This is a genomic window from Sulfurospirillum barnesii SES-3 (genome assembly GCF_000265295.1).
GTDB classification, from domain to species: Bacteria; Campylobacterota; Campylobacteria; order Campylobacterales; family Sulfurospirillaceae; genus Sulfurospirillum; species Sulfurospirillum barnesii.
Window position 1 is genome coordinate 281,118 of the sequence record NC_018002.1, and the last position, 25,378, is coordinate 306,495.

Consider the following 25,378-nt stretch of genomic DNA (forward strand, 5'->3'; position numbering starts at 1 on the left):
TGTAAACCTATCCGTCTTGTTTATCAAAAAAGGCTAAGGTAGTGTTGTTTTTCATTTTCACTTAAAAAAGAGGCTTGAAAACTGTTTTTTGCCAGAGTGGTTAACTCTTTTTTGCTGGCATTTAAATGCTCTTTTAGCGCCGCATAATTTTCATTTAAATACCCTCCAAAATACGCAGGATCATCAGAGTTAACCGTCACCAAAACCCCTTGTTTTAACAGGCTAAGAATGTTGTGTTTGGGCATGTTTAAAACAGCCTTGAGTTTGACATTTGAGAGGGGACACACGGTGAGTGGAATTTGCTTTTGAACTAAAAAATCGACCAGTGTTGCATCTTCATCGCAACGAATACCATGATCGATTCTGTTTACATGTAAAAGCTTTATCGCTTCCCAAATGTACGAATTATCGCCTTCTTCTCCAGCGTGTGCGACTACTTTATAGCCTTCTTGTCGTGCCATTTTAAAGACCCTCTCAAACTTAGAAGGCGGATGCCCCACTTCACTTGAATCAAGCCCAACGCCTATAATGTGATGTTTAAAGGCTAAAGATTCTTGAAGGGTTTTAAAGGCCTCTTCTTCGCTTAAGTGGCGTAAAAAGCACATGATTAAAAAGGAGCTAATACCCAGTTCTTTTTTACCCTTTTGCAAGGCTTTGACAATGCCTTTGAGGACTGTTTCAAACGCAATACCTCGTTTGGTATGTGTTTGAGGGTCAAAGAAAATCTCTACATGTAAAATAGTTTGCTCTTTGCATTTTTGCAAATATGCCCAGGTTAATTCAAAAAAATCACTCTCTTCAATCAATACACTCGCCCCTGCATAATAGAGGTCTAAAAAGGATTGTAAGGAGCTAAAATTGTACGCATCTCGTACCTCTTGAATGGTTTTGTAAGGCAGAATAACATCATTTTTATGGGCAAGTTTAAACATAAGCTCTGGCTCAAGCGTGCCTTCAATGTGAAGGTGAAGTTCTGCTTTGGGAAGGTTTTGGATAAAGTTATTCATGAGGACTCTTTTTTTTGAAAGTATTATATCACTATAATGGCAAGAGTAAAATGGATTTAAGGAAGATGAATGAGAGTCTTATCTGGCAAACTACAAGGGATAATGTATGTAGGTTTATGCATTATTTTGTGGTCACTCATTCCTTTGTTCGCTAAACTCTCACAGTCCAGACTTGACCATCACCAATACCTTTTCTACTCTAGCATCGTTTCATTTTTTTCCCTTTTAGTGATTGCGCTTTATCAAAAGAGGGCGCATGAATTATTCACGTATTCAGGAAAAATGTATCTGGTTTTGTTTTTACTTGGCTTTTTGGATTTTTTCTATTATTTAATGCTTTATTTGGGCTATCAAAAGGCACATGGTCTGGAAGTGTTAGTGATGCAATACACGTGGCCGATTTTTATTGTGGTGTTATCGTTAGTTTTTTTAGGTGAACGATTAGGTGTAGGAAAAATAGTTGCGTTGATCTTAGGTTTTTTAGGGGTTGTTTTGGTGATTAGCAAAGGAGAATTTGCTCGTGTTGATCTGAGCAATAGCTCAGTGATTGGTATTGTTTTATTAGGTTCATTCAGCTTTGCCCTTTTTTCAGTGTTGAGTAAAAAAGTGCGTGTCAATCTTTCAAATGCTGTGAGTGTTTACTTTTTCAGTGCAATTATTTACGCCTTTATTTCGATGCAAACTTTTTCATCGTTTATTGTACCCACACCAAAAGAGTGGCTGTTTATTGGGATAAATGGCGTTTTCCTCAATGGTATTTCTTATCTTTTTTGGATAAAAGCCTTGCAAAATGGCGATGCTTCGTTTGTCGCACCTTTTATTTTCATCACCCCAATACTCTCAGCACTCTTTTTAATTCTCGTTTTAGATGAGCCTTTTTTGCCAATTTATGGCGTAGCGCTTTTAATGATTGTTCTCTCAGGTCTCGCAAATAGCTTAAAGAATTTTAAGAAATAAAATGTATAATTTTGGCGAAACTTATTTCTCAGGGCAGGGTGTGATTCCCTACTGGCGGTAATCTTTTATAAAGAGAGTCCGCGAGCGCTTTTGTCTTTACATGTAAAGCTAAAAGGTCAGCAGATTTGGTGTGATTCCAAAACCAACGGTTAAAGTCCGGATGAGAGAGAATGTAGTCTATGATTGCCATTGTTTGTGACAAGTTCAGTGCTATATTTAAAAATGCCCTGATTCAAGTTTACTCTAAACCAAAGGGTTTACCATGAATCAAATGTGTGCGAATTTCTCGTTAGAACACTCCGTTTCGCTTGCTCTAAAAGCGCTTCAAAACAAAAAAGGTGTCATTGTCATGGATCGTTATGATCGTGAAAATGAAGCCGATATTATCTTTCATGCCGAGTCTTTAACCCCTGAGCAAATGGCACTGCTTATTCGTGAGTGCAGTGGCATTGTCTGTTTGTGTTTACCGCCACAAAAGGTCGATGAACTAGGGCTTCCCATGATGGTCTCTCACAACGAGTCCAAATTTCAAACAGGTTTTACCGTCACCATCGAAGCCAAAGAGGGTGTTAGCACAGGCGTGAGTGCGAAAGACAGAGTCACCACTATTCAAGCCGCCATTCATGCGGATGGCAAAGCAAAAATCGTCTCCCCTGGGCATGTTTTTCCTTTGCGTGCACGAGAAAATGGAGTTTTAGAGCGTGAGGGTCACACCGAAGCGTCCGTGGACTTAATGAAATTAGCAGGGCTTTCACCCTACGCCGTGTTGTGTGAAATGACCAACGCCGATGGAACCATGAGTGTGGGAGAAGAAATTCTTAGTTTTGCACAAAAACACGATTTTCCTATAGTGAGTATTGATGAGATTATTGCCTATCGGAAGATGCTTCAAGCACAAAACGCTTAAACTCGCTAAAGAGCTTACTGGCGTATTTGTCTTTATGATAGATAAGGTAAAAAGGGCGTTTGAGGCTGATATTTTTTAGGTTGACCTCAAACAGCTCGTTTCGTTTTAGCTCCTTTTCAACCACCACACGAGAGAGACAGGTGATGGCGTTTTGATAACGAAGCAACAAGGTTTTTGCCTCTTCAAATTCGCTAAATTCTAAAAAGAGGGGAAGCGCTTTGGCACTTTCTCCTAAAGCTTCTAAAAAAACCTCCCGTGTGCCTGAGCCTTTTTCCCGCAAAATCCACTTTTTATCAAAGAGCTCATCAATGTAGCACCGTGCATTGTGAAGCGCTTTGTCGCTACTCACCACGATAAGCTCATCATAAGCAATCACCTCTTTGTGTATCTCTTTAACCTCACACGAGGATTCAATGAACCCTATATCTATCTCTCCATTTTTCACCATCGCAATAATGGACGCTGAGTTTTGAATGGTTTTACAAATCTCCACATCAGGATGAGAGAGACGAAAATCATACACAATGCTCGGCATAAGATACTCACCAATGGTTTTACTCGATGCGATTTTGAGGTTTCCAGCAAGGGCGTTGTGGGAGAAAAAAAGTTGGGCTTCTTTGAGTGCTTCAAAGTGCGGATAGGTTTTTTCGTAAAAAAGCCTTCCCTTTTCACTTAAGACTAACTTTTTACCGATGCGGTCAAACAGAGGCTCTCCTATTTTTTTCTCTAAAGATTGGATGGCAAGGGAGATGGCAGACTGAGTGATGCCTAGCTTTTTTGAGAGATTGCACAGATGGGTCTCTTCGCAGAGATGGTAAAAAAGGCTCAATTCTTTGAGTGTCATGATGGCTTCTTATTAAAAATATTCATGATTATAACAAATATAATTTATTTTACTTATGGTAAAAAAGGGTTTATAATTCAAAATTCTTGCCAAACTTAGTTTGCAAGAAGAAAAAGCACCAAAGGTGCGTGGGCATTCTGCCGAAGAAAACTCAGTGTTAACGTAGTCTTGAAAGCTTTGCTTTAAAGACGTGTCAAGAGTTCTGTAAGAGCTCTGGTGAAAACAAGCTAAGGATTTTAAAGGTGTTTCAAAAAGCAAATCGTTCCAATACCCTAAGCGGTCTTTTATTTGTCGCTTTATTTGCCATGAGTGCAAGCTACATTGCCCAGTTTGAATGGATGAAGCGTTTGGGTATGAGCCCTCTAATTGTGGGGATTCTTCTAGGAATGTTTTATGCCAATACCTTGCGTCATAAACTCCCCAAAGAGTGGGAAGCAGGTCTCTTTTTTTCGACCAAAACGCTTTTAAGAGCAGGCATTGTGCTCTATGGTTTTCGGGTGAGTTTTCAAGAGATAGCCCATGTGGGAATGATGGGCATTGTGGTGAGTGTTGGTGTGGTGGCTTCAACCTTTCTTATTGGCTATGTTGTAGGAACCAAGCTTTTAAAACTTGATAGAGACACGACCATTTTAACCAGTGTGGGCAGTTCCATTTGTGGGGCGGCGGCGGTGTTGGCAACCGAGCCTGTGGTCAAAGGTGAAGCCTATAAAAGCACCGTGGCGGTTTCAACGGTGGTGCTTTTTGGCAGTATTGCGATGTTTTTGTACCCGTTTATCTATCAGTTAGGATTAGTACCTCTCTCCCCTGAAATGATGGGCATTTACATCGGAGGCACAGTGCATGAGGTAGCTCATGTCGTGGCTGCGGGTAATGCCATTAGCGAAGAGGTGGCGCAAAGTGCGGTCATTGTGAAGATGATACGGGTGATGATGATAGCTCCTTTTCTCATCTTACTCGGTCTTTGGTTAGCCAAAACAAGCACCAAAAGCAGGGGAAAAACAGCGGTGGCGATTCCGTGGTTTGCGCTCTATTTTATTGGGGTGGCAGGGTTTAACTCTTTGCATTGGGTGCCATCGGAGATTGTTGCAAACATCAATGCTCTGGATACCTTTTTACTGACCATGGCAATGAGCGCACTAGGCATGGAGACGCATGTTCAAAAATTTAAAAATGTGGGAATGAAGCCTCTGTATCTGGCAGGAATTTTATTTGCATGGCTCATTTTTGGAGGATTTTACATCGTAAAATTGTCGTTGATGGTGTAAGTGGATAACGTTTAAAATGAGCCAATAAATTAGCCACAGGGTAATTTATTGGCTCCTCTGATTTGTTATGTTTATTTCGCTGGCTAATATATTTTAATAGTATTAACAAGCAGTTATATCTATTTTTAATTTTGTTATCAAAGTAATGATTTGTTTTATCTGGTCTAAAATAATAAGTTGTTTTTCTTTTAAAATTTGTTTGTTTATTTCTTGATTTTCATTAGAAACTTCACTACTAAATGTTAGTTGATAGTGAAATTTAGATTCTTCAACTTCTGAATTAAATAAATTTAGTTTAAAATTTAATTGAAGTAAATTACTTTGTACATTTTCATCGAGCAAAGAAATGTCATTTATTTTTGACCTTAAATATGGTAAATCATACTTTTTGAATGATAAAAATTTATCCATATTTTCATATAGTTGTATTTCTGTTATTGTCTCTAATTCTTCTTTTGGTGTTTTTTTCAACTTTTTTAATCTTACTAATTTATCATTGTAATCATTTATTCCATTGTAGTTTTCATAAATGTTAATTAAATCATCAAATAACTTATGATTAATTGCAACATATTTTGATTCAATTAAATATGCAACATTTGCCATAATAATTTGACATTCTTCCATTTCAGACAAAAGACTTTTTTTAATTTTTATTGCTTTCTTTTTGTCTTGAATGTAATTTATGATTGATGGAGATAGTAGTCCTAGAAGCCAACCTAATATTAACATTAATACAGCTTGTATTTCAGTACTCATAATTTTCCTTTTTGTTCATTTGTAAACATAACTATATATTCAACATACATTATAGTGTCAAACAGCCTAAAAAATAAAAAACCATACCTATATGACGCCATACCGTCAATCATAAAAAACACTTTCAATAAAGAGAACTTAGTCTCTTCCAAAAAACTCCGAGGCTTCCGAGATAATGAGAAACGCTTCAGGGTCGTACTCTCGGATGATGTCTTTTAGCAGTTGGATTTTCGAACTCTCTACGGTCACCAAAATCACCGTTTTTACTTGCTTTTGGTGGTGAAGCCCCACACCTGTAAAAATTGTTCCATGCTCTTCGATGCGCTCTCTAATCTGCTCGGTCAACGTTTCAACATTGTTGGAGACGATTTGCACTACTTTGCGAGGGGGACGACCTATTAAAATCACATCAATCATCTTTGCGGTCACATAGACACCTAGCATACTGTAAAGCGCTTTTTTGATGTCACCGTGCGTGAGAATAAACGCAAACATAATGCTAATATCAATCGCAAAGAGCACTTCGGAGGCTTTAAATTTACTCTTCATCGCCACGATTTCACCCACCACGGAAGTGCTTCCTGTGGAGGAGCGCCCTTTGATGACCAATCCCACGCCCAGTCCTATAAACATACCCCCAAAAATAGCCGCTAAAAGAATGTCATCGGTAATGGGTTTTAGGCGTAAAAATTCACGAAAGAAGTCTGTAAAAAAGGAGGTTCCAAGCATGGCAAGGAGGGTTTTAAAGGTGTACTGTTTTCCAAAATAGATAAAGCCCAAAACAATAAAGGGAATACTCACCAAAATGATAAGTGTTCCAAGGGTGAGCGAGTCAATGAGGTAGTGCAAAATGAGCGCAATGCCAATGCCTCCTCCCGTGACCATATTGTTCGGGGAGAGGAAGCAGACAACGGCAAACGCCATCGAAACCGTACCGAGCAACACATACACGTATTGCAAAAGGGCAAGGGAGGCGGAGGGTTTTTTCATTATTTTAAGTAACCCATGGTGTTTAAAAGAGGAAGCTTCGCACTGCTTTGTAATTTTTTCATCCATTTATCCATCGCATCTGGTTTTTGCCATACAGGATGGGTGACATTGGCGAGTTCTTCGACTTTGGTTTTGGCACTTGCTAAAGAGCCAATCTCATCAATGAGATGGACATTGAGCGCTTTACTAGCGATAAAAACTTGTGCGTTGGCAAACTCATCGGGTTTGGCAAGGTTGAGTCCTCGTGCTGTTGCAACATCTTTGACAAACAAATCATACGCATCGTCAATTAAACTCTTGAGTGCCCCTCTCTCTTTGGGTGTCCATTCACGAGTAAAAGTGCCCATTTGTTTATATTCACCTGCACTTAAGACCTGCTCAGAGATGCCCAGTTTTTTTGCTAACTCTGCCACATTGGGTGCTTGAAACAAAACCCCAATCGAGCCAATGAATGCCCCTGGGTTGGCGATAATGTAGTTCGACCAAATGGAAGCGTAGTAACTGCCACTGGTCATACTACCACCTGCGTATGCCACAACAGGTTTTTTCTCTGCAAGGCGTTTGACCGCCATGGAAAGTTCAATAGAAGGAGCCAGTGCACCCCCTGGGGAGTCTACATGTAAAAGCACACCTTTGATATTTTCATCGCTTTGTACTTTTTCGATGTTTTCTAAAATCTCTTCAATATTTAAGATTTCTCCCTCAATCTTGATGATAGCAAGATTGGGCGTTTTAAGCTCATCTTGTGAGCCAAAAATCAGTACTAAAAGCAGTAAAAAAAGCATCGCTTTAAAGTGGTTTTGGATGTAGTTAAAAATGGCACCTATCCAAAGAAAAGGTTTTTTAAGGGTTTCTAGCATGGTTGTTTTCCGTCAATAAAGGTTAAATGGGTTGTGTGGGTGTGTAAAATAAGGTGTAAAGGCAGGGTGGAAAGCTCACATGATTGGGGTAGGGTTACGACAATCATATCCGAAGCTAAGCCCTCTTTTAAAGCACCGCAGGGAAGTTTTAACGCATGTGCGGCGTTACATGTAACGCTTTGAAGCAGGGTTCTTGCTAAGGCATTCAGTTCCATATTGGTGTGCATCATCAACGCACTGCGCATCTCATCCCAGAGGCTTAGGGAAATGTTGGAACTCAGTCCATCGGTTCCAAGTGTTAGTTTAATCTTTTCATTTTCGACACGCTCTACATCCAGTTTCCCCACGCCTAAGAGTCGGTTGGAAACAGGGCAATGGGTCAGGGTTGCGTTTTGTTTGGAGATAGTTTCTAACTCTTCCTTACTCGCTTGAACACCATGCGTAAACAAGGTAGCATTGTTTTCAAAAAGAGCAAGATATTCTAGGCTTGTGCACATTGGTTTGGCGTGAGGGTTAAAGGCAGTAAAAAAGGTTTGAAAATCCCCACTTCCCTCATCTATCCATGCGCGCTCTGCTTGAGACTCCATAAAATGGGTAGAGACCACACAGTCCTCATCTTCGGCTAATTTGAGAGCTTTTTTCGCCAAAATTGGATGGGTGGAGTAGGGCGAATGCACTGAAATAGCAGGGATAAAGTGTTTACATGTAAACTCCTTGCTCGCTTCCAAGCGCCCTCTAAAATCGTTGTACATCACATCGACGGCACTAGGGACTGAGCCTAGCACTTCATTAAAATAAACCACCCGTTGAGGGGCGTTGACACACGCTTCCAAATCAGCGCCAAAACTGCTAATCGCACCAAGGCTGGTTGTACCACTTTTAAGCATTTCAGTGAGTTTACATGTAATGAGCTCTGTGGTTGCAAGTGCGCTCAGCTCATCCCTGTGGGCGATGACCGATTGAAGCCATGGTATAAAATCGCCATAATGTAGCATACTTTGGTTTGCGCTAAATTCTAAATGCACGTGGCTGTTAATGAGTCCTGGTAAAAGAACACTGTTTTTTGGGGTTTCGATGCATGTTACGGTGGGGTGTTTTTCTTTGAGGATGGAGGCTTTTCCTACCTCTAAAATCTGTGCATCAAACAGCACCGCACCCTCTTCAATGATTTCGAAATGTTCATTACATGTAAGAATAAAATCGGCGGTTATAAGTGTCACATTTTTCCTTTGTTTAGACGATACATTCGTGTAATTGTATCGTAAAGTAAGTGTGGCTATAATAGAACAAAATTTTTAACAAAAGGTAATCCATGAAAATTGTTGTGATTCAAGGTCCAAATTTAAATATGCTCGGTCATCGTGAACAAAATGTTTATGGTGCGATGAAACTAGAGGAAATCCATTCTCAAATGGAAGCGGTTGCAAAGCAAAATAACTTTGAAATTGAGTTCTTTCAATCCAATTTAGAGGGTGAAATTGTCGATAAAATTCAAGAGTGTTTGGGCGATGCCGATGGTATTATTATCAATCCAGCGGCGTACACACATAGCTCTATTGCCATTCGTGATGCCATTAGTGCGGTTGCTTTGCCAGCGATTGAGGTGCACATTAGCAATATTTACCGACGTGAAGAGTTCCGTCAAAAAAGCATGACCGCAGCGGTATGTACAGGTCAAATCAGTGGTTTTGGACCTTTTGGTTACCACCTTGCGATGATTTCCATGATGCAAATGCTAGGCGAACTTGATGCGCTTCGTAAAGCACAAATCGCACAACAACAAGTAGCACAAGCCTAACGTGAACAACTACATTCTCCAAAATGAAAACGCACTCTATTATGAGTGCGGTTTTTCATGCGATCATGCTATTTTTTTAAAGCTCGGCAGTGAAGCTTTTTTTATTACAGATGCTCGCTATACCACAGAAGCTTCTGAAGCCATTGCAAATGCGACGGTTTTAGAGGGGGCTAGAGGCGATTTACTCAAAACCGCACGCCTTTTAATTCGAAAAAGTGGAATCAAATCGCTTTGTTACAATCCTGCTGAATGGGACGTTGAGGCCTATGCCAAACTCTCTGAGACCTTGCGTATCACCTTTTGTAAACGACCCAATTTTTCGCAGCAAAAACGTATGATTAAAACAAAGGGTGAGCTTGAGCTTTTAAAAAAAGCAGCACACTTTGGAAAAGAAGCGTTTGAGCATTTTGGAGTATTTTTAAAGCAACACGGCAAGGGGATGGATGAAAAAAGGGCTTTTTTTGAAGCTGAAGCGATTTTAAAACATCATGGAGCATTGGGGATTAGTTTTGAGCCCATTGTCGCCTTTGGTGAAAATGCGGCAAAACCACACGCACTGCCTACATGTAAAACGCTTCAAGAAGACGAATTGATCCTTTTTGATGCAGGGGTGAAGTATGAGCGTTACTGTTCTGATAGAACACGAACCACATGTTTTAATGAGAGGCTTTGTTTTGAAAAAGAGCAACACTTTAGCGATGCACTCAAACAAAAAGTCTATGACACGGTCTTGCGTGCGCAAGAAGCTGCCCTTAAAGCGGTGCGGGTGGGAGTAAAAACCAATGAAATTGACAAAGCAGCACGTGAGGTGATTGACAAAGCGGGATTTGGAAGCTATTTTGTGCACTCAACAGGGCATGGCGTTGGATTGGATATTCATGAATTACCAATTATTAGTGCACGCTCTAAAACGGTGATTGAAGAAAATATGGTCTTTACCATCGAACCTGGTATTTATCTGCCCAAACAGTTTGGGGTGCGCATTGAAGATACGATTATTGTACGAAACAATGGTGCGGAGATTATGGGGTGAAATTAGAGAAAATTCGTTTTTTCCCTACATGTAAAACAACCGTGGCACCTTATCGTTATGAGGCATTCATTGGAATAGGTGGTAATGAGGGGAATGTTAAAAAACGTTTTGTGGCGTTATACCGTTTGCTACAAGACGATCCTCGAATCTTTGTGCAAAAGAGTTCATCTGTTTTTCAAAACCCACCCTTTGGTTATGCCAACCAAAATGATTTTTACAATGCAGTGATGGTGATACGAACCTCTTTACATGTAAATGCATTGCTAAAAATACTTTTACATGTAGAGAATAAATTTAGACGGATTCGTCTTTTTGAAAATGGTCCAAGAACCCTTGATTTAGATATAATATTTTTCAATAATTACAAGCGTCATCAAAAACATGTCATCGTTCCTCACCCTAAATGGCAGGAGCGTTTATCGGTGCGTGTACCGCTTTTAGTATTAAAACGTTTTAAAGGATAGAAGGGTGAAATTTCATACGTTTAGTGGTGAAACTCCAGCAGAAGCACTCAAGCGCGCGCAAAATGAGTGTGGTGAAAATGCTCTGGTGATTAGTACTAAGCAAATTCGCAAAAAGACGATTAGCTCTTCTGCCCTCTATGAGGTCGTTGTAGCCATTGAAGATATGCCCACACAGAGTGTACAAAAAGTAGAGCCTAAACAGATAAAAAGTGGTGAAGATGTTCTCTTTAGCCTCTCAGAAGCTGCCAAACAAATTTCACAAATTGCTCAAGCAACCAGTGACTCAAGCTTTTCAGGGAGTACGAAAGCCACTGAAAAAGCTCTCCCTAATGAAGATTTGGGTGACATAAAAAATGAAATCAATAAACTTGCCGATAAAATTAAACTCATTCAAGAGATGTTTTGGGAAGAAAAAGCACCCCATCGCAACCATTTAGCCATTCCCTCAGAATTTTCTGAGATTTATAAATTGGCAAAAACCAGTGGTATGGGTAAAGATCATTTAGAAAATATTATGAATTTAACCCTAGAACATATGCCCTCACGTATGAAAAATAGCTCTGAAACCATTAAGCGTTATTTTCAAGTTTTACTGCGTAAGCTGATTCCTGTGCGTGTTGAATCAGAAGCTTCCAAGGGAAATAAACGGGTGATGATGTTTGTAGGTCCCACGGGTGTGGGAAAAACGACGACGATTGCCAAACTGGCGGCTCGTTACTCTTATATTCAAGAAAAACGCTCAAAAGTTGGCATCATTACACTTGATACATATCGTATCGGTGCGGTTGAACAACTTTTTGCTTATGCAAAAATGATGCGTTTACCCATTGAAGATGTGGTAGACCCCAATGATTTTAACAGTGCGCTTAGTTCATTAGGGCATTGTGATATTATTTTAATTGATACCATGGGAAGTTCTCAGTACGATAAAGAAAAATTGGTTAAACTCAATAAATTTTTACAAAATTCGCAGATGCAAATTGATGTCAATTTAGTCCTCTCCGCAGGATGCAAACTCGAAGATTTAAAAGAAATTTATAAAAATTTCTCATTTTTAGAGATTGATACCTTGATTTTTACGAAGTTTGATGAAACAAAAGTATTTGGAACAATTTTTTCTTTGATTTATGACACGGATAAACCTGTGAGTTATTTCTCCATTGGACAAGAAGTTCCTGATGATCTTGTGCCAGCATCCAGTGATTTTCTAGTAGAGTGTATTTTAGATGGCTTTGAGAAAAAAAGAGGTAAAGATGGAAACACAGGCAAATAAACTTCAAGAACTCGTCGGTTCTGTTTCATCCAAAACGCACAGCCGTACAAAATTTATTGCCATTACCAGTGGTAAAGGTGGGGTGGGTAAAAGCACGGTAAGTGCAAATATGGCCAATGTACTCTCCAACAATGGTTATAAAGTGGCACTTTTTGATGCGGATATTGGGTTAGCTAACTTAGATGTTATCTTAAATGTGCGTATTGATAAAAATATTTTACATGTTTTAAAAGGTGATTGTTCTCTAAGTGATATTATTGTTCCTATCAAAAAAAATCTTCTGCTGATTCCTGGAGAGAGTGGTGATGAAATTTTAAAATACTCTGAACAGTTTGTCTATGAGCGCTTTTTAGAAGAGACAAAAGTGTTGGATGATGTTGATTTTATGATTATTGATACAGGTGCTGGTATTGGAGAACATATTCAACTCTTTTTAGAGGCCGCCGATGAAGTTGTTGTTGTCACGGTGCCTGATCCTGCAGCGATTACCGATGCCTATGCAACGATTAAAATTACCAGTAAAACACAGTCGTATATTCATGTGCTTTTAAATATGACGAAAAATGAAAAAGAGGCGCAACTTATTTTTGACAAGATCAATAAAGTTGCAGAAGCCAATATTGGCAATGGACTCAAACTAAATTTGATTGGTAAATTACCCGAAGATAAGCTCATTTCTAAAAGTATTAAACAACGCACACTCTTTACCAATGACGCCCCAAATTCTTTAGCATCCCTTGATATGAAACGTATTGTCAATAATTTAGTCTATAAGTTGGAACGAAAAGTGCTTAAAACAGATACATCAAAGGGGTTTGGTAGCTTCTTTAAGCGTATTATTGAGCAATTTTAGATACATTTTGTAAAGGCAATACATGGTCAAATCAGATAATTTCATCTATTTTTTTACAACATGCGGGTTTTTCATAGGTTTAATGTTTTCTATACTTAATTTTTCAGAACCTGAGGAGGTTTTGTTTTATACCCTAGAGATAACATTGGTATTTTATCTTATCATTCACGTAGCGGTTATTAGTTTCTTTGATTTTGATAAAATTGCACCGTTTGTTTTTAATAAAAAAGATCATGAAAATATTGGAGATTATTTTATTCAAGAGCTCGAGAGCAGAGAGCGAGTCATGGATAATCTTTTAGTAAGTCTTGATCATATGAACCAACAATATGAAAAGTTTATGAAAGGCTCAACTGATAGTAATGAATCCTATGGTCAAAAAGCAGCCTAACCCATATAGCCAAAATCTTAAAAAAGAGCAAGATGAGTTGGTCTTGCAGTACCTCCCAGCGGTTCGTGCGATGGCATATCGTTTGCGTGAGCGTTTGCCTGCCTCTGTGGATGTGAATGATTTAATTTCCATTGGCACAGAAGAGATGATTAAACTATCCCGTCGTTACGATAAAGACCAAAATGACTCTTTTTGGGGCTATGGCAAAAAACGTGTCTATGGTTCCATGCTTGATTTTTTGCGCTCTTTGGATACGATGAGCAGAGCGAATAGGCGTTTGATCAAGTTGGTTGATCATGAAATTACAGCCTATTTGGGTGAGCATGGGAGTGAACCTGATGATGCTTATTTGGCGAAGCTTTTAGAGGAAGATGTTGAAAAAATAGCCGAAGCAAGAAACAGCTCTATGATTGTCTCTGTGATGTCACTCAATGAACAAATCACCATTCTCTCCGAAGAAGATACGGCACAAAAAGTGGAAAAAGATGAACTCATGGAGATGGTTCAAGGAATTCTTTCAAGCTTTAGTGAGCGTGAACAGATGATTATTCAACTCTACTACTTCGAAGAGCTGAATTTAAAAGAAATTAGCGATATTTTAGAGATTAGTGAGTCAAGAATCTCACAAATTCATAAAAAATTGTTAGCAAAAATCAAAGAAGAGTTAGGAATAGCTCATGGCTGATATATTAAGTCAAGAAGAGATAGATGCTCTTTTAGAAGTGGTTGAAGAAGAAGGCGATACGCTCTCTAGTGAAATAGATAATACGGAGAGCAAACAGGTTATCCTCTATGATTTTAAACGTCCTAACCGTGTCTCTAAAGAGCAGTTGCGTGCCGTTAAAGGCATTCACGATAAGATGGCACGTAACTTAGCCTCTCAAATCTCTTCTATTATGCGAAGTATCGTTGAGATTCAACTGCATTCAGTAGATCAGATGACCTATGGTGAGTTTTTGATGTCACTTCCTAGCCCTACCAGTTTTAACGTTTTTTCTATTAAGCCATTGGATGGTAACTGCATTATAGAAATCAATCCTTCCATTGCGTTTCCAATGATAGATAGGCTCTTAGGGGGTCTTGGCGAATCTTATGAGTCAACACGAGAATTAACCGATATTGAGCTTAATTTACTCGATGCCATTTTACGTATTATTATGCAGCGGCTCAAAGAGGGATGGGCACCCATTACCGATATGTACCCTGCTATTGAAACCAAAGAATCCAGTCCAAATGTTGTGCAAATTGTCTCTCAAAATGAGATTGTTATCATGGTGGTGATGGAGATTATTATTGGCAATTCCAGTGGGATGATTAATTTGTGTTATCCTGTTATTTATCTAGAGCCCATTCTCTCCCGCCTTGCCAATCGTGATATTATGTTAGGGGAAACCAGTGCGAAAAAGAGCCGTAATAAAGAGCTCAATACCCTTATCTCACGAGCAGAAGTTTTTAATGAAGCCATTATTGGACAAGCGGATTTAAGCGTAGGTCAACTTTTGGAGTTAAAAAAAGGGGATATTATCAGATTGGATCGAGCAGCTGATGATAAAGCCATTGTTATGATTGATAAAAAAGAGCTTTTTTTAGCGGAGATTGGTTTGCACCGTTTTCATAAATCAATCAAGATAGAGCGTCTCGTTAAAACGGACAAAGATGAAGTTAAAGATGAACTTGAAGAGCTAGAGCAAATTCGAAAATCTAAAATTTTATCGTTTGATATACCACAGCAGGGGTAAGGTGTGAATACATTTGTACAATTATTGCGACAAGAAGTCATTTCGACGATTGAAGGCTTAACAGGAGTTGCGCCTACTGTAGAACTGAGTAAAGAAGAAAATGGTGAGAGCAAATTAAAACTCAGTCCACCACTTGCTAAGCTCGATATTCGTGTGGGTGGAGATATGCAAGGTCATATGCGTGTGACGTTAGCAGCTTCTCTTGCCACAGCCATTGGCGATATGATGTTAGGTGGGGACGGAACTGAAAAAGAGGAGATGGATGCAGAGGATTTAGATGCAACCAAAGAAATTATCTCCAATATTTTAAGTTCCTTTTCACGCTCACTTGGCAGTCAGAAGAATATGCCAAAACTTGAGTTTGAGATTGAAAGTGTTGATTTTATTGAAGCAACCAGTCAAATTGATTTTAAAGGCTATGAGAAGCTTTTTATTTATAATTTAGCCATTCAAAACTCACACGATATGATTGCATTTGCTATTTCTCATGAGCTTATTCCTCTTGTTGAAGAGATGCCTCAAGCATCTGTTCCTAAAGAAGTAGTACCAGAATCTGCCCCAATAGAACCTAAAAAAGTAGCCCCTAATATGAGCCCTGAAGAGATAAGTAATATTGAATTAATCAAAGATGTTAGATTGCCCATTCGTGTACGCATTGGGTCTAAAAAAATGCTTTTAAAAGATGTATTGAGTATGGATATAGGATCGGTTATCGAATTAGACCAGTTGGCTAATGATCCTTTAGAAATTTTGGTGGGTGATAAAGTCATTGCCATGGGTGAAGTCGTCATTGTAGATGGTAACTTTGGTGTACAAATTGGTGATATTGGAACCAAGCGAGAACGTTTAGAAAAATTACGCTAAAGAAGTAGCATGAAAGACCATAAATGTATTAAAGATATTGAGCGCTCAAACGAATGGAGCGTGCTTCGCATTATGTCTGATTTTGTTAAGGGATTTGATGAACTGCAAGAGTTAGGACCTTCTGTGACCTTCTTTGGAAGTGCAAGATTTCATCCTAACAATCACTACTATAAAGATGCTTATACGCTTGCCAATAGGCTTGGGAATAAAGGGTATGCCATTGTAACAGGTGGTTCAAAAGGCATTATGGAAGCCGCCAATAAAGGTGGTTTTGATTCAGGAAAATGTGAATCGGTTGGGCTCAATATTAATTTACCTCAAGAGCAATCGGGCAATGATTTTACAACCATTGATTTAACCTTTGACTACTTTTTTGTTCGTAAAGTGATGCTCATAAAATACTCTCTCGCCTATGTTATTTTTCCAGGAGGCTTTGGTACACTTGATGAGCTTTTTGAAGCCCTAACACTCACCCAAACAAAAAAAATAACCAAAATTAGCATTTTTCTGTACGGAAAATCGTATTGGGAAAAGCTTTATGATTTTATAGCGACAACCCTTGTAGAGCACCATGCCATTTCGCAAGAAGATGTGGAGTTAATCATTTTGAGCGATGACATGGACGAAATTGTCGAAAAAATTGATGAGCGATTAATTTCTTATGTCAATGAGCTAAAAGCAGAGGGTTTGGAGCAGAGTCACTATTATAAACGTGCTATCGAATTTTTATCCAATAAAGATTAAAAGTGCGTTCAAAAAAGCAGTTTTTCAAAAAAACAGCGCCCCTCTTTGGTGCACTCTTCCTTCTTGCTTGCGTTATTTATGAAGTAAGCTTTTATATTTTTAAAACCTACCGTGCCTATTTTAATTCTGATGCGGCAATTGCCAATATTTTAGCCGAAGAAATTGTCCATGCCAGATCTTTTTTCCCAACGCATTGGTGGTATGTCAATAATGATTTATGGGTATTTTATAAACAACTTTTAGTGATACCTTGGGTTTATCTAGGCAAAAATGGCTATTTTGCACATGCCTTTACTGTCTTTTTCGTAACGCTTTTTATGGTAGTTTTTATCTATGCTTTTTTACGCTCTTTAATGTTTTCACGTACGGCTTCTTTGATGGGTGGTGTCGTTGTATGTGTAGGATATTCTCCGATGTATTTACGAGAGTTATACGGCGAAGCAGCCTATACATGGTACTTTTTATTTATGATTGCTTTTATGTTTATTTTTCGAAAACTGAGTCCTCATGTTTTAAGCCGATGGACACAAATGAAAGCTTTTGTCTTTTTTATGCTACTGCTCTATTTGCTCGTACTTGCCAATCCTGTACGCTTTTTTGTTTATTATGTTATTCCTTTTTTTGGCGCTTTAGCCCTTTCACTCTATTTTGCAAAAGACTCCTTAAAAACATTTCAAGGAGCATTGAAACGGCTGCGTTCTACCAAACGTATTATCATTATTTGTTTTGCTATTGGTGTCATTGCTATTGGAATTATGGCACATCAAAATCTGTTAGAGGGTTTAAAAGTTTCAGGCGGGGCAAACAACGCTGCACTCATTTCGCTTGAACGCTTGCCTGTTCATATTGCCCATGCTTTTTTGGGACTCTATAATTTTATAGGGGCAGAATGGGGAGAAAATGTTTGTGCAGCTTCGCTAGAGGGTGGCTTAGCTTTAATGAAATTTTTTCTCTACCCTTTTGTTTTAATCGTTCCTCTTTTACATGTAAAGCAATCTTTTTTTCAAATGAGTGCGACAGAGCGTTTTTTTGTCTTTTTTTCTTATGTTGGTTTTGCGCTTATCTTTGTGCTTTACGCCACAACAGGTTTGCATGAACATGCTTGGGCAGCACGCAATAACATTCGTTACATCTCTCCTTTTTTAATGATGATTTTAATCTGTAATGTCATGATGTGGCGTTTTTTCTCTTTGTTTATGAAGTTGATTGTATCGCTTAGTTTTGTACTTGCTCTTCTTACATCATGGCAGTATGTTTCACCTAAAGAGTGGCGAGGCATTGTGGATGAACGCATTGCTTTTGTGGAAGAGTTACGTAACCGTGGGCTTCATTTTGGATATGCCACCTATTGGGATTCACATATTTACACTGTTTTTAGCGATAGTGAGGTGGATATTCGTCCCATCGTTATCAGTAAAGAGGGAATACAACTCGAACATTGGTTATCCAATGATCGGTGGTATCAAAAAGATGCAAGTGATGGTAAGGTCTTTTTTGTAACAGATGAAAAGAATATTAAGCTATTTCATGAAGGACTATTAGCGTCTAATATGCCTGATTTTATTGATTCGTTTCAGTATGGAAAATACACGATTTTTATTTTTGAGAAAAATCCACTCTATGAAAAGAAAACAGCAAAACCAGCAAAGAAAAAGCGTATAATAACGGCTCCATAATTTACATGTAAAGGTCTTTGCTTGGAGTCTATCAAGATAAGTGTGGTTTCTCCTGTGTATGGGTGTAAAGAGTCTCTGTTTGAGTTGTATGAGCGTTTAGTGGCATCACTCTCTCAAATTAGCAATCAATTTGAAATTATTTTTGTCAATGATGCCTGTCCACAAGGTTCATGGGAGCGCATTGTGATGCTCTGTGCACGGGATGAGCGGGTCAAAGGGATTAATCTCTCTCGAAACTTTGGTCAGCACTATGCTATCACCGCAGGTCTTGATCATGCCAAAGGAGAGTGGGTGGTGGTGATGGATTGTGATTTGCAAGACAGACCTGAAGAAATTATCAAGCTTTACAACACCGCACGTGATGGGTATGACATTGTTTTTGGCAGGCGTGTAGAGCGGCAGGATAGTTTTTTCAAACGTTTAGGCTCTCGAGCATTTAATAAAGTGCTAGAATATTTCACCGATAGCAAACATGATAATTCCATTGCGAATTTTGGTATTTATTCCCAAAAAGTGGTTCAAACAATCAATCGTTACCGTGAACACAGCCGTGATTTTCTCCTTTTTGCTCAAATGGTTGGTTTTAAAAAAATTGAAATTGACATAGAACATGCCTCTAGGACTTATGGAAGTTCATCCTATAACCTTTCAAAACTTTTTAAATTGGCCATTGACTCGATTGTTTCACACTCCAATAAACCGCTTCGTCTTTCAATTCAATTGGGATTTTTCATTGCTTTAGGCAGTTTGATGTATGCGAGTTGGTTGGTGCTTCGTTATTTTTTTTATGGAACGACTACAGAGGGATGGACGAGCTTGATGGTTTCCATGTTCTTTATGTTTGGACTGCTGTTTGCTATCATAGGAATTGTTGGACTCTACATTGGCAAAATTTTCGATGAGGTGAAACGACGACCACTTTATATTATTGAAGAGACCATTAATTTATGAAAAAAGTAGCAATTTTACAGTCTAATTATATCCCGTGGAAGGGGTATTTTGACATTATTGGCAGTGTGGATGAGTTTGTGTTGTACGATGATATGCAATACACCAAAAATGATTGGCGCAACCGCAATAAAATTAAAACCCAAAATGGTTTACAGTGGTTAAGCATTCCTGTGCGTCAAGAGAGTTTGCATCAAAAAATCAATGAAACAATGATTACCGATGCCAAATGGCATGTCAATCATTGGAAAAGCATTGCACAAAGTTATGCCAAAGCTCCTTATTTTAAAGTCTATAAAGAGCAGTTTGAAGCGTTGTACGCAGGAGCGACACAGGCGTATATAAGTGAGATTAATCGTTATTTTATTGAGGCGTTGTGTGGGATGCTTGGCATTCAAACGAAGATTCGAGACTCCAGAGAGTTTGTTTTAGCAGAGGGTAAAAGTGAGAGATTGTTAGCGTTGTGTCAGGAGTTGGGGGCGACGACGTATCTTAGTGGTCCAGCAGCTCGGGATTATTTGGATGAGTCTATTTTTGAAGCAGCGGGTATTGGCGTGGAGTGGATGGATTATAGTGGGTATAAAGAGTATCACCAACTTTTCCCTCCTTTTGAGCATGGGGTGAGTGTGATTGATGTGATTTTTAATGAGGGCGAAAATGCCAAAAATTTTCTTAAAAGTAGTCAGCTTCATTAATAAAAAAGCACCAAAGGTGCGCTGGGCACTCTGCCGAAGAGAACTCAGCGTTAGCGTAGCTTTTAGAGCTTAGCTCTAAAGGCGTGTCAAGAGTTCTCACAACTCTATAAAATTTATTGAAGAGTAAAGAATGATACATTTTAATAAACCGCCTCGAACAGGCAATGAAGATGCATACGTTTTAGAAGCAATGAACAGTTTAAAAATCTCAGGTGATGGTGCGTTTGGTAAAGCGTGTCAAGCATGGTTTGAGAAGCGTTACAATTGTCATAAAACTTTGTTAACACCTTCTTGCACCCATGCCCTTGAGATGGCAGCCCTGCTTTTAGACATTAAAGAGGGTGATGAGGTGATAATGCCGAGTTACACCTTTGTGAGTACTGCCGATGCCTTTGCCCTTCGCGGAGCAAAAATTGTTTTTGTAGACGTTAGACCAGAGACAATGAATATGGATGAGCGTTTGATTGAAGCGGCCATCACCCCCAAAACAAGGGCAATTGTACCTGTGCATTATGCAGGGGTTGGGTGTGAGATGGATGTCATTATGGAAATTGCTTCACGGCACAATCTCTTTGTGGTTGAAGATGCTGCACAAGGCTTTGAAGCAACCTACAAAGGGAAACCTTTAGGGACGATTGGTCATTTGGGGGCATTTAGTTTCCACGAGACAAAAAATGTAACCAGTGGCGGTGAGGGTGGATTATTGCTGATAAACGATGAGCAGTTTGCACACAGGGCGGAGATTATTCGTGAAAAAGGTACCAATCGTAGCCAGTTTTTTAGAGGTATGGTCGATAAATACGGTTGGATGGATATAGGAAGCAGTTATCTGCCCAGTGAGCTTCAAGCGGCTTATCTTTGGGGTCAACTTGAAAAAGTAGACGTCATTCAAAATCATCGTTTAGAGGCGTGGAAAGCGTACAAACAAAGGCTTGAGCCTTTGGCTAAAAAAGGTGTGATTGAGCTTGCATTCATTCCTGATGGATGTCTTCATAATGCGCATATGTTCTATTTTAAAGTCAAGGATTTAGAGGAGAGAACAGCACTTTTAGGGCGTTTTAAAGAGGCAAGTATTGGCGCTGTATTTCATTATCTGCCTTTGCATAGTGCTCCTGCAGGATTGAAATACGGTCGTATGTTTGGTGAAGATAGTTACACCACAAAAGAGAGCGAACGACTGGTGCGTTTGCCTTTGTATTATGGTATTAGCCTTGAAGAGATTGATGCCGTGTGTGAGATTTTAAGGCAATGGAGCGAGTGTTAATGGCACATTTATACATTTTTGGAACGATTTTTTTTACCGTTTATGGGCAGTTGGTTATTAAGTGGCGTATTCCAAATTACGGGCATTTGCCTGAAGCAACGCTTGAAAAAATGATTTTTTTATTGAAGCTCTTTTTAGACCCCTTTATTTTGAGCGGATTTGTCTCCGCTTTTGTGGCATCATTGTGTTGGATGGCGGCGATGACAAAGTTTGAACTAAGCTATGCGTATCCCTTTATGGGACTCACGTTTGTGGTTGTTTTTGTCTCTTCCGTGTTTCTTTTTTCAGAGAGTGTGACACTCTATAAAGTCCTTGGACTTGCTTTAATTGTCTTAGGAATTTTTATCTCCAGTCGTGCGTAAAAAAGGCGAAAATCAATTCGCCTTTTTTACATGTAAAGATTATTGTCTGCCTTTACCACGTCTGTCTTGCATACGATCTAACTGTCCTTTTTGATACTCTTCTTTGGTGATTCTTCCATCATTATTGGTATCAAAAACACTAAATTCAGGGGTGCTAATGGCATTTTGCATTGGTAGATTGGATTCTGCTTTGGCACTCATGCGCTCATTTTTAACACGTTGAAATTCCTCTTGTGTAATGATGCCATCTTTGTTTGTGTCATAAGCTTCAAACGCCACAGGACCTCTGCTAGTATCCACCGCATATAAAAGACCTACAAGGGCTAATAACATACCAATTTTTCTCATTTTGACTCCTTTTGTGAGAGAGGTTAAGGCTGAAGTTTCAGTTTTTGTTTTCCTACTTCATGTGTATCACTCTTTGGATTGGAAGGTATTTGTGGTTTTTCCCATGAAGATTTAAGTTGGTCTTGAAAATCAAACAAGGTCTCAAACGGCCCCCAATACAAAAGGGTTCCTATGACAAATAAAAGATTAAGACCGAAGGCTAAAAGAAACTCTTTGTTAAGAAGTGAAACTTCTCTGCTTTTGTTTTTTAAGTAGTTAAAAAGTGCGTTCCAATTGAGGTAGATATGAAAAAGCATGCCTATTAAAAAAAGTACCATAACACTTACATGTAAATTGGAAAATTGTGTTTTATCTAACCCAAAAAGTTCCCAGTTTGTAGCGTTTGCCACACGTCCTTTGGGTGCTAAAAAAAGAACAATACCCGTATACGACATGATGAGAAATGAGAAGGAAAGCGAGAGGGAAATAAAGCGACGCAAGCTGTTCATGAGAAACCTCCTAAGAACTCTTATAGCATTATGGCACTTTAGGATTAAAAAAGTATTAACGCTACCTTAAGTCCCTATTGGCTAAAATAGAGCATTATTCAATCTAAAGGAAATATGATTATGAGAGGCTATAAAGTCTTTGCAGGAACAGCAAATCCAGAGTTTGCAAAAAGAGTAGCTAAACATCTTTCTTTGCCTCTTTCGGCAGCTGAAATTAAGCGTTTTAGCGATGGAGAAATCAGTGTTCAAGTGAGTGAAAGTGTACGTGGTAAAGATGTGTTTATTATTCAGTCAACGTGTGCACCTGCTAATATTAACTTGATGGAGTTGTTAATTTTAACAGATGCCCTAAGACGAAGTTCCGCCAACAGCATTACCGCTGTTGTCCCTTACTTTGGATACGCAAGACAAGATAGAAAAGCAGCCCCCCGTGTTCCTATTACAGCCAAACTCGTTGCAAATATGATGCAAACTGCGGGAATTGATCGTGTGGTTACAATTGACTTGCACGCAGGTCAAATTCAAGGCTTTTTTGATATTCCTGTCGATAACCTCTATGGCTCTATCGTTTTTAATGATTATGTGAAAGCTAAAAATCTTAAAAACCCTATTATCGCAAGTCCAGACATTGGTGGCGTAGCACGTGCTAGAAGTTTTGCAAAACTGTTAGGTGTGGATATGGTCATTGTTGATAAGCGTCGTGAAAAAGCTAACGAGTCAGAAGTAATGAATATCATCGGTGATGTAGCAGGCAAAGATGTGATTTTAGTGGACGATATGATTGATACTGCTGGCACCATTGTAAAAGCAGCGGAAGTCTTAAAGAAAAAAGGGGCAACCAGTGTCATGGCATGTTGTACCCATGCAGTCTTAAGTGGACCTGCGTATGAGCGCATTGCAAAAGGTGAGTTGGATGAATTGGTTGTTACCGATACGATTCCTCTTAAAGAGACCAGTGAGAAAATTAAAGTGTTAAGTGTCGCTCCTGTGTTTGCAGAAGTGATTCGCCGTGTGTATCACAATGAAAGCGTGAATGGACTCTTCATCTAATGCAAAAACATATTCGTAACTTCTCAATTATTGCCCATATTGACCATGGTAAAAGTACCTTAGCGGATCGCCTGATTCAAGAGTGTGGGGCGGTGAGTGAGCGTGAAATGACCACGCAGATGATGGACACCATGGACATCGAAAAAGAGCGTGGTATCACCATTAAAGCACAAAGTGTACGTTTGACGTATGTCAAAGAGGGGCAGCCTTATATTCTTAACCTTATTGACACCCCAGGTCACGTGGATTTTTCGTATGAAGTGAGTCGCTCTTTAGCGTCGAGTGATGGCGCACTTTTAGTGGTTGATGCCTCTCAGGGTGTGGAAGCGCAAACCATTGCCAATGTCTACATTGCTCTTGAAAATAATTTAGAAATTATCCCTGTTCTTAACAAAATTGACCTTCCAGCCGCTGATCCTGAGCGTGTGAAAGATGAGATTGAGCATACCATTGGGCTTGATTGTTCGGAGGCGCTCAGCGTGAGTGCCAAAAGTGGTATTGGTATTAGAGAGCTTTTAGATACCCTCGTCGATAAAATCCCTGCTCCAACAGGTGATGAAGATGCCCCTACCAAAGCGCTTATTTACGACAGTTGGTTTGATAATTATTTAGGTGCACTTGCGTTGGTTCGAGTCTACGATGGTTCGATTAAAAAAGGGCAAGAAGTCTATGTTATGGGTACAGGCAAAAAGCATGAAGTCTTAAACCTTATGTACCCGCATCCTTTAGCTATGCAAAAAACCACAGAAATTAAAACAGGTGAAGTGGGTATCGTCGTTTTGGGTCTTAAAAATGTAGGTGATGTTCGTGTGGGTGATACGATTACGGACAATCGCAACAAAACCGCTGAAGCCGTAGGTGGCTTCAAAGAGGTCAAACAGTTTGTTTTTGCAGGGCTCTATCCCATTGAAACCGACAAATTTGAAGAACTTCGAGACGCACTTGATAAGCTCAAACTCAATGATTCTAGCATCTCGTATGAGCCTGAAACGTCTGCTGCCTTAGGTTTTGGTTTTAGGGTTGGATTTTTAGGACTTTTGCATATGGAAGTCATTAAAGAGCGTTTGGAGCGAGAGTTTGACCTTGATTTAATTGCCACAGCACCAACGGTTACCTATAAAGTTAAAACGACCAAAGGAGCTGTGCTAGACATCCAAAACCCAAGCCAGCTGCCTCCTGTGAATGAGTTTGAAGAGATTTCTGAACCGTATGTGAAAGCCACCGTGTTAACACCAACAGAGTTTTTGGGCAATATCATCATTTTGATGAATAACAAACGGGGTATCCAAAAAAAGATGGACTACTTAAGTCCTGAACGTGTGCTTTTGGAGTATGAGATTCCCCTCAATGAAATTGTAATGGACTTTTATGACAAACTCAAATCCGTCTCCAAAGGCTACGCAAGCTTTGATTATGAGCCTATTGGGTATCAAGTGGGTGATTTGGTGAAGCTTGATTTACTCGTTGCGGGTGAGCCTGTGGACGCACTTTCCATCATTGTACCACGCGTAAGTGCGCAAAGTAGAGGTCGTGATTTTGTTAAAGCGATGAAAGAAATCGTTCCACGACAACTGTTTGAAGTGGCGATTCAAGCAAGCATTGGCACCAAAGTTATCGCACGTGAAACCGTTAAATCCATGGGTAAAAACGTCACTGCTAAATGCTACGGTGGCGATATTACAAGGAAGCGCAAACTCTTAGAAAAACAAAAAGAGGGAAAGAAGCGTATGAAATCCATCGGTAAAGTACAGCTCCCGCAAGAAGCCTTTTTAACCATTCTTAAAATCGACTAATTATTA

Annotated in this window: 28 protein-coding genes and 1 riboswitch; of the genes, 20 read left to right on the forward strand and 8 right to left on the reverse strand. The window is 39.3% G+C overall.

The annotated features are described in order from the left end of the window. Positions 1-23 precede the first annotated feature (23 nt). The gene (locus SULBA_RS01500; RefSeq protein WP_014768508.1) at positions 24-1,007 is read right to left on the reverse strand and encodes an adenosine deaminase; all 984 of its coding nucleotides are present in this window, start codon (positions 1,005-1,007) and stop codon (positions 24-26) included. Between the two features lie 69 nt (positions 1,008-1,076). On the opposite strand from SULBA_RS01500, the gene SULBA_RS01505 reads away from it, so the two are divergent. Together SULBA_RS01505 and ribB are read left to right on the forward strand one after the other, a co-directional pair. Continuing rightward, on the forward strand, positions 1,077-1,964 hold the full coding sequence (locus SULBA_RS01505; protein WP_014768509.1) for a DMT family transporter: 888 nt from the start codon (positions 1,077-1,079) through the stop codon (positions 1,962-1,964). A gap of 20 nt (positions 1,965-1,984) precedes the next feature. Next, positions 1,985-2,140: riboswitch (FMN riboswitch) on the forward strand. Between the two features lie 86 nt (positions 2,141-2,226). Continuing rightward, positions 2,227-2,871 (forward strand): 3,4-dihydroxy-2-butanone-4-phosphate synthase, encoded by a 645-nt coding sequence (ribB, locus tag SULBA_RS01510; protein ID WP_014768510.1) that lies wholly within the window; start codon positions 2,227-2,229, stop codon positions 2,869-2,871. On the opposite strand, the gene SULBA_RS01515 is transcribed toward ribB, so the two are convergent. Then, complete coding sequence (locus SULBA_RS01515; protein ID WP_014768511.1) at positions 2,831-3,715, reverse strand: LysR substrate-binding domain-containing protein; 885 nt, start codon at positions 3,713-3,715, stop codon at positions 2,831-2,833. The genes ribB and SULBA_RS01515 overlap by 41 nt on opposite strands. A gap of 242 nt (positions 3,716-3,957) precedes the next feature. On the opposite strand from SULBA_RS01515, the gene SULBA_RS01520 reads away from it, so the two are divergent. Further along, entirely contained in the window at positions 3,958-4,980 is a 1,023-nt protein-coding gene (locus SULBA_RS01520; protein WP_014768512.1) for a YeiH family protein, read from the forward strand. A gap of 102 nt (positions 4,981-5,082) precedes the next feature. On the opposite strand, the gene SULBA_RS01525 is transcribed toward SULBA_RS01520, so the two are convergent. From SULBA_RS01525 to mqnF, 4 genes are all read right to left on the reverse strand, one after another. Further along, positions 5,083-5,739, reverse strand: a complete 657-nt coding sequence (locus SULBA_RS01525; RefSeq protein WP_014768513.1) for a hypothetical protein — start codon at positions 5,737-5,739, stop codon at positions 5,083-5,085. Between the two features lie 138 nt (positions 5,740-5,877). Next, complete coding sequence (locus SULBA_RS01530) at positions 5,878-6,795, reverse strand: YitT family protein (RefSeq protein ID WP_245391426.1); 918 nt, start codon at positions 6,793-6,795, stop codon at positions 5,878-5,880. Beyond that, positions 6,729-7,589, reverse strand: a complete 861-nt coding sequence (gene sppA, locus SULBA_RS01535; protein WP_014768515.1) for a signal peptide peptidase SppA — start codon at positions 7,587-7,589, stop codon at positions 6,729-6,731. The genes SULBA_RS01530 and sppA overlap by 67 nt, the downstream gene beginning before the upstream one ends. Continuing rightward, the gene (mqnF, locus tag SULBA_RS01540; RefSeq protein WP_014768516.1) at positions 7,583-8,809 is read right to left on the reverse strand and encodes an aminofutalosine deaminase family hydrolase; all 1,227 of its coding nucleotides are present in this window, start codon (positions 8,807-8,809) and stop codon (positions 7,583-7,585) included. The genes sppA and mqnF overlap by 7 nt, the downstream gene beginning before the upstream one ends. Before the next feature lie 92 nt (positions 8,810-8,901). Between mqnF and aroQ the strand changes: the two genes are divergently transcribed. The 15 genes from aroQ to SULBA_RS01615 all read left to right on the forward strand — a co-directional run bounded on the left by aroQ (position 8,902) and on the right by SULBA_RS01615 (position 21,693). After that, positions 8,902-9,387, forward strand: coding sequence for a type II 3-dehydroquinate dehydratase (gene aroQ, locus SULBA_RS01545; RefSeq protein WP_014768517.1), 486 nt, complete (start codon positions 8,902-8,904; stop codon positions 9,385-9,387). Position 9,388: 1 nt separating this feature from the next. After that, entirely contained in the window at positions 9,389-10,420 is a 1,032-nt protein-coding gene (locus SULBA_RS01550) for a M24 family metallopeptidase (RefSeq protein ID WP_014768518.1), read from the forward strand. Continuing rightward, the gene (gene folK / locus SULBA_RS01555; protein ID WP_014768519.1) at positions 10,417-10,884 is read left to right on the forward strand and encodes a 2-amino-4-hydroxy-6-hydroxymethyldihydropteridine diphosphokinase; all 468 of its coding nucleotides are present in this window, start codon (positions 10,417-10,419) and stop codon (positions 10,882-10,884) included. The genes SULBA_RS01550 and folK overlap by 4 nt, the downstream gene beginning before the upstream one ends. Positions 10,885-10,888: 4 nt before the next feature. Continuing rightward, a complete protein-coding gene (gene flhF, locus SULBA_RS01560) occupies positions 10,889-12,157 on the forward strand; it encodes a flagellar biosynthesis GTPase FlhF (RefSeq protein ID WP_014768520.1) in 1,269 nt (422 codons plus the stop codon). After that, positions 12,138-13,010 (forward strand): MinD/ParA family protein, encoded by an 873-nt coding sequence (locus SULBA_RS01565; RefSeq protein WP_014768521.1) that lies wholly within the window; start codon positions 12,138-12,140, stop codon positions 13,008-13,010. Before flhF ends, SULBA_RS01565 begins: the two co-directional genes overlap by 20 nt. A gap of 82 nt (positions 13,011-13,092) precedes the next feature. Beyond that, entirely contained in the window at positions 13,093-13,401 is a 309-nt protein-coding gene (locus tag SULBA_RS01570) for a hypothetical protein (protein WP_245391427.1), read from the forward strand. Further along, entirely contained in the window at positions 13,382-14,086 is a 705-nt protein-coding gene (locus SULBA_RS01575; RefSeq protein WP_172634078.1) for an RNA polymerase sigma factor FliA, read from the forward strand. The genes SULBA_RS01570 and SULBA_RS01575 overlap by 20 nt, the downstream gene beginning before the upstream one ends. Then, positions 14,079-15,140, forward strand: coding sequence for a flagellar motor switch protein FliM (fliM, locus tag SULBA_RS01580; protein ID WP_014768524.1), 1,062 nt, complete (start codon positions 14,079-14,081; stop codon positions 15,138-15,140). Before SULBA_RS01575 ends, fliM begins: the two co-directional genes overlap by 8 nt. Before the next feature lie 3 nt (positions 15,141-15,143). Further along, positions 15,144-16,004, forward strand: coding sequence for a flagellar motor switch protein FliY (fliY, locus tag SULBA_RS01585; RefSeq protein WP_014768525.1), 861 nt, complete (start codon positions 15,144-15,146; stop codon positions 16,002-16,004). Positions 16,005-16,013: 9 nt separating this feature from the next. Continuing rightward, positions 16,014-16,748: an LOG family protein gene (locus tag SULBA_RS01590; RefSeq protein ID WP_014768526.1), complete on the forward strand. Its 735-nt coding sequence runs from the start codon at positions 16,014-16,016 to the stop codon at positions 16,746-16,748. Between the two features lie 2 nt (positions 16,749-16,750). After that, positions 16,751-18,424, forward strand: a complete 1,674-nt coding sequence (locus SULBA_RS01595; protein ID WP_014768527.1) for a hypothetical protein — start codon at positions 16,751-16,753, stop codon at positions 18,422-18,424. A 21-nt stretch (positions 18,425-18,445) separates the two neighbouring features. Beyond that, positions 18,446-19,375: a glycosyltransferase family 2 protein gene (locus tag SULBA_RS01600; protein WP_014768528.1), complete on the forward strand. Its 930-nt coding sequence runs from the start codon at positions 18,446-18,448 to the stop codon at positions 19,373-19,375. Beyond that, entirely contained in the window at positions 19,372-20,067 is a 696-nt protein-coding gene (locus tag SULBA_RS01605) for a WbqC family protein (RefSeq protein WP_014768529.1), read from the forward strand. Before SULBA_RS01600 ends, SULBA_RS01605 begins: the two co-directional genes overlap by 4 nt. A gap of 130 nt (positions 20,068-20,197) precedes the next feature. Beyond that, complete coding sequence (gene rffA / locus SULBA_RS01610; RefSeq protein ID WP_014768530.1) at positions 20,198-21,331, forward strand: dTDP-4-amino-4,6-dideoxygalactose transaminase; 1,134 nt, start codon at positions 20,198-20,200, stop codon at positions 21,329-21,331. Beyond that, on the forward strand, positions 21,331-21,693 hold the full coding sequence (locus SULBA_RS01615; RefSeq protein ID WP_014768531.1) for an EamA family transporter: 363 nt from the start codon (positions 21,331-21,333) through the stop codon (positions 21,691-21,693). Before rffA ends, SULBA_RS01615 begins: the two co-directional genes overlap by 1 nt. Before the next feature lie 39 nt (positions 21,694-21,732). On the opposite strand, the gene SULBA_RS01620 is transcribed toward SULBA_RS01615, so the two are convergent. Then, positions 21,733-22,041, reverse strand: coding sequence for an EF-hand domain-containing protein (locus SULBA_RS01620; protein WP_014768532.1), 309 nt, complete (start codon positions 22,039-22,041; stop codon positions 21,733-21,735). Between the two features lie 23 nt (positions 22,042-22,064). After that, a complete protein-coding gene (locus SULBA_RS01625) occupies positions 22,065-22,529 on the reverse strand; it encodes a DUF4405 domain-containing protein (protein WP_014768533.1) in 465 nt (154 codons plus the stop codon). A gap of 120 nt (positions 22,530-22,649) precedes the next feature. On the opposite strand from SULBA_RS01625, the gene SULBA_RS01630 reads away from it, so the two are divergent. Next, positions 22,650-23,579, forward strand: a complete 930-nt coding sequence (locus SULBA_RS01630; protein ID WP_014768534.1) for a ribose-phosphate pyrophosphokinase — start codon at positions 22,650-22,652, stop codon at positions 23,577-23,579. Then, positions 23,579-25,372: a translation elongation factor 4 gene (gene lepA, locus SULBA_RS01635; RefSeq protein ID WP_014768535.1), complete on the forward strand. Its 1,794-nt coding sequence runs from the start codon at positions 23,579-23,581 to the stop codon at positions 25,370-25,372. The genes SULBA_RS01630 and lepA overlap by 1 nt, the downstream gene beginning before the upstream one ends. The last annotated feature ends 6 nt before the right edge of the window (positions 25,373-25,378 follow it).

Excerpts from the sequence above, each read along its gene's own strand:
- SULBA_RS01570 (WP_245391427.1), top strand. The coding sequence starts at position 13,093 with ATGTTTTCTATACTTAATTTTTCAGAACCTGAGGAGGTTTTGTTTTAT.
- SULBA_RS01500 (WP_014768508.1), bottom strand. The coding sequence starts at position 1,007 with ATGAATAACTTTATCCAAAACCTTCCCAAAGCAGAACTTCACCTTCAC.
- SULBA_RS01590 (WP_014768526.1), top strand. The coding sequence starts at position 16,014 with ATGAAAGACCATAAATGTATTAAAGATATTGAGCGCTCAAACGAATGG.
- SULBA_RS01605 (WP_014768529.1), top strand. The coding sequence starts at position 19,372 with ATGAAAAAAGTAGCAATTTTACAGTCTAATTATATCCCGTGGAAGGGG.
- SULBA_RS01530 (WP_245391426.1), bottom strand. The coding sequence starts at position 6,795 with ATGGATGAAAAAATTACAAAGCAGTGCGAAGCTTCCTCTTTTAAACAC.
- SULBA_RS01615 (WP_014768531.1), top strand. The coding sequence starts at position 21,331 with ATGGCACATTTATACATTTTTGGAACGATTTTTTTTACCGTTTATGGG.
- SULBA_RS01575 (WP_172634078.1), top strand. The coding sequence starts at position 13,382 with ATGGTCAAAAAGCAGCCTAACCCATATAGCCAAAATCTTAAAAAAGAG.
- ribB (WP_014768510.1), top strand. The coding sequence starts at position 2,227 with ATGAATCAAATGTGTGCGAATTTCTCGTTAGAACACTCCGTTTCGCTT.
- SULBA_RS01505 (WP_014768509.1), top strand. The coding sequence starts at position 1,077 with ATGAGAGTCTTATCTGGCAAACTACAAGGGATAATGTATGTAGGTTTA.
- SULBA_RS01525 (WP_014768513.1), bottom strand. The coding sequence starts at position 5,739 with ATGAGTACTGAAATACAAGCTGTATTAATGTTAATATTAGGTTGGCTT.
- SULBA_RS01515 (WP_014768511.1), bottom strand. The coding sequence starts at position 3,715 with ATGACACTCAAAGAATTGAGCCTTTTTTACCATCTCTGCGAAGAGACC.
- SULBA_RS01620 (WP_014768532.1), bottom strand. The coding sequence starts at position 22,041 with ATGAGAAAAATTGGTATGTTATTAGCCCTTGTAGGTCTTTTATATGCG.
- sppA (WP_014768515.1), bottom strand. The coding sequence starts at position 7,589 with ATGCTAGAAACCCTTAAAAAACCTTTTCTTTGGATAGGTGCCATTTTT.
- SULBA_RS01625 (WP_014768533.1), bottom strand. The coding sequence starts at position 22,529 with ATGAACAGCTTGCGTCGCTTTATTTCCCTCTCGCTTTCCTTCTCATTT.
- lepA (WP_014768535.1), top strand. The coding sequence starts at position 23,579 with ATGCAAAAACATATTCGTAACTTCTCAATTATTGCCCATATTGACCAT.
- SULBA_RS01630 (WP_014768534.1), top strand. The coding sequence starts at position 22,650 with ATGAGAGGCTATAAAGTCTTTGCAGGAACAGCAAATCCAGAGTTTGCA.
- fliM (WP_014768524.1), top strand. The coding sequence starts at position 14,079 with ATGGCTGATATATTAAGTCAAGAAGAGATAGATGCTCTTTTAGAAGTG.
- rffA (WP_014768530.1), top strand. The coding sequence starts at position 20,198 with ATGATACATTTTAATAAACCGCCTCGAACAGGCAATGAAGATGCATAC.
- SULBA_RS01565 (WP_014768521.1), top strand. The coding sequence starts at position 12,138 with ATGGAAACACAGGCAAATAAACTTCAAGAACTCGTCGGTTCTGTTTCA.
- aroQ (WP_014768517.1), top strand. The coding sequence starts at position 8,902 with ATGAAAATTGTTGTGATTCAAGGTCCAAATTTAAATATGCTCGGTCAT.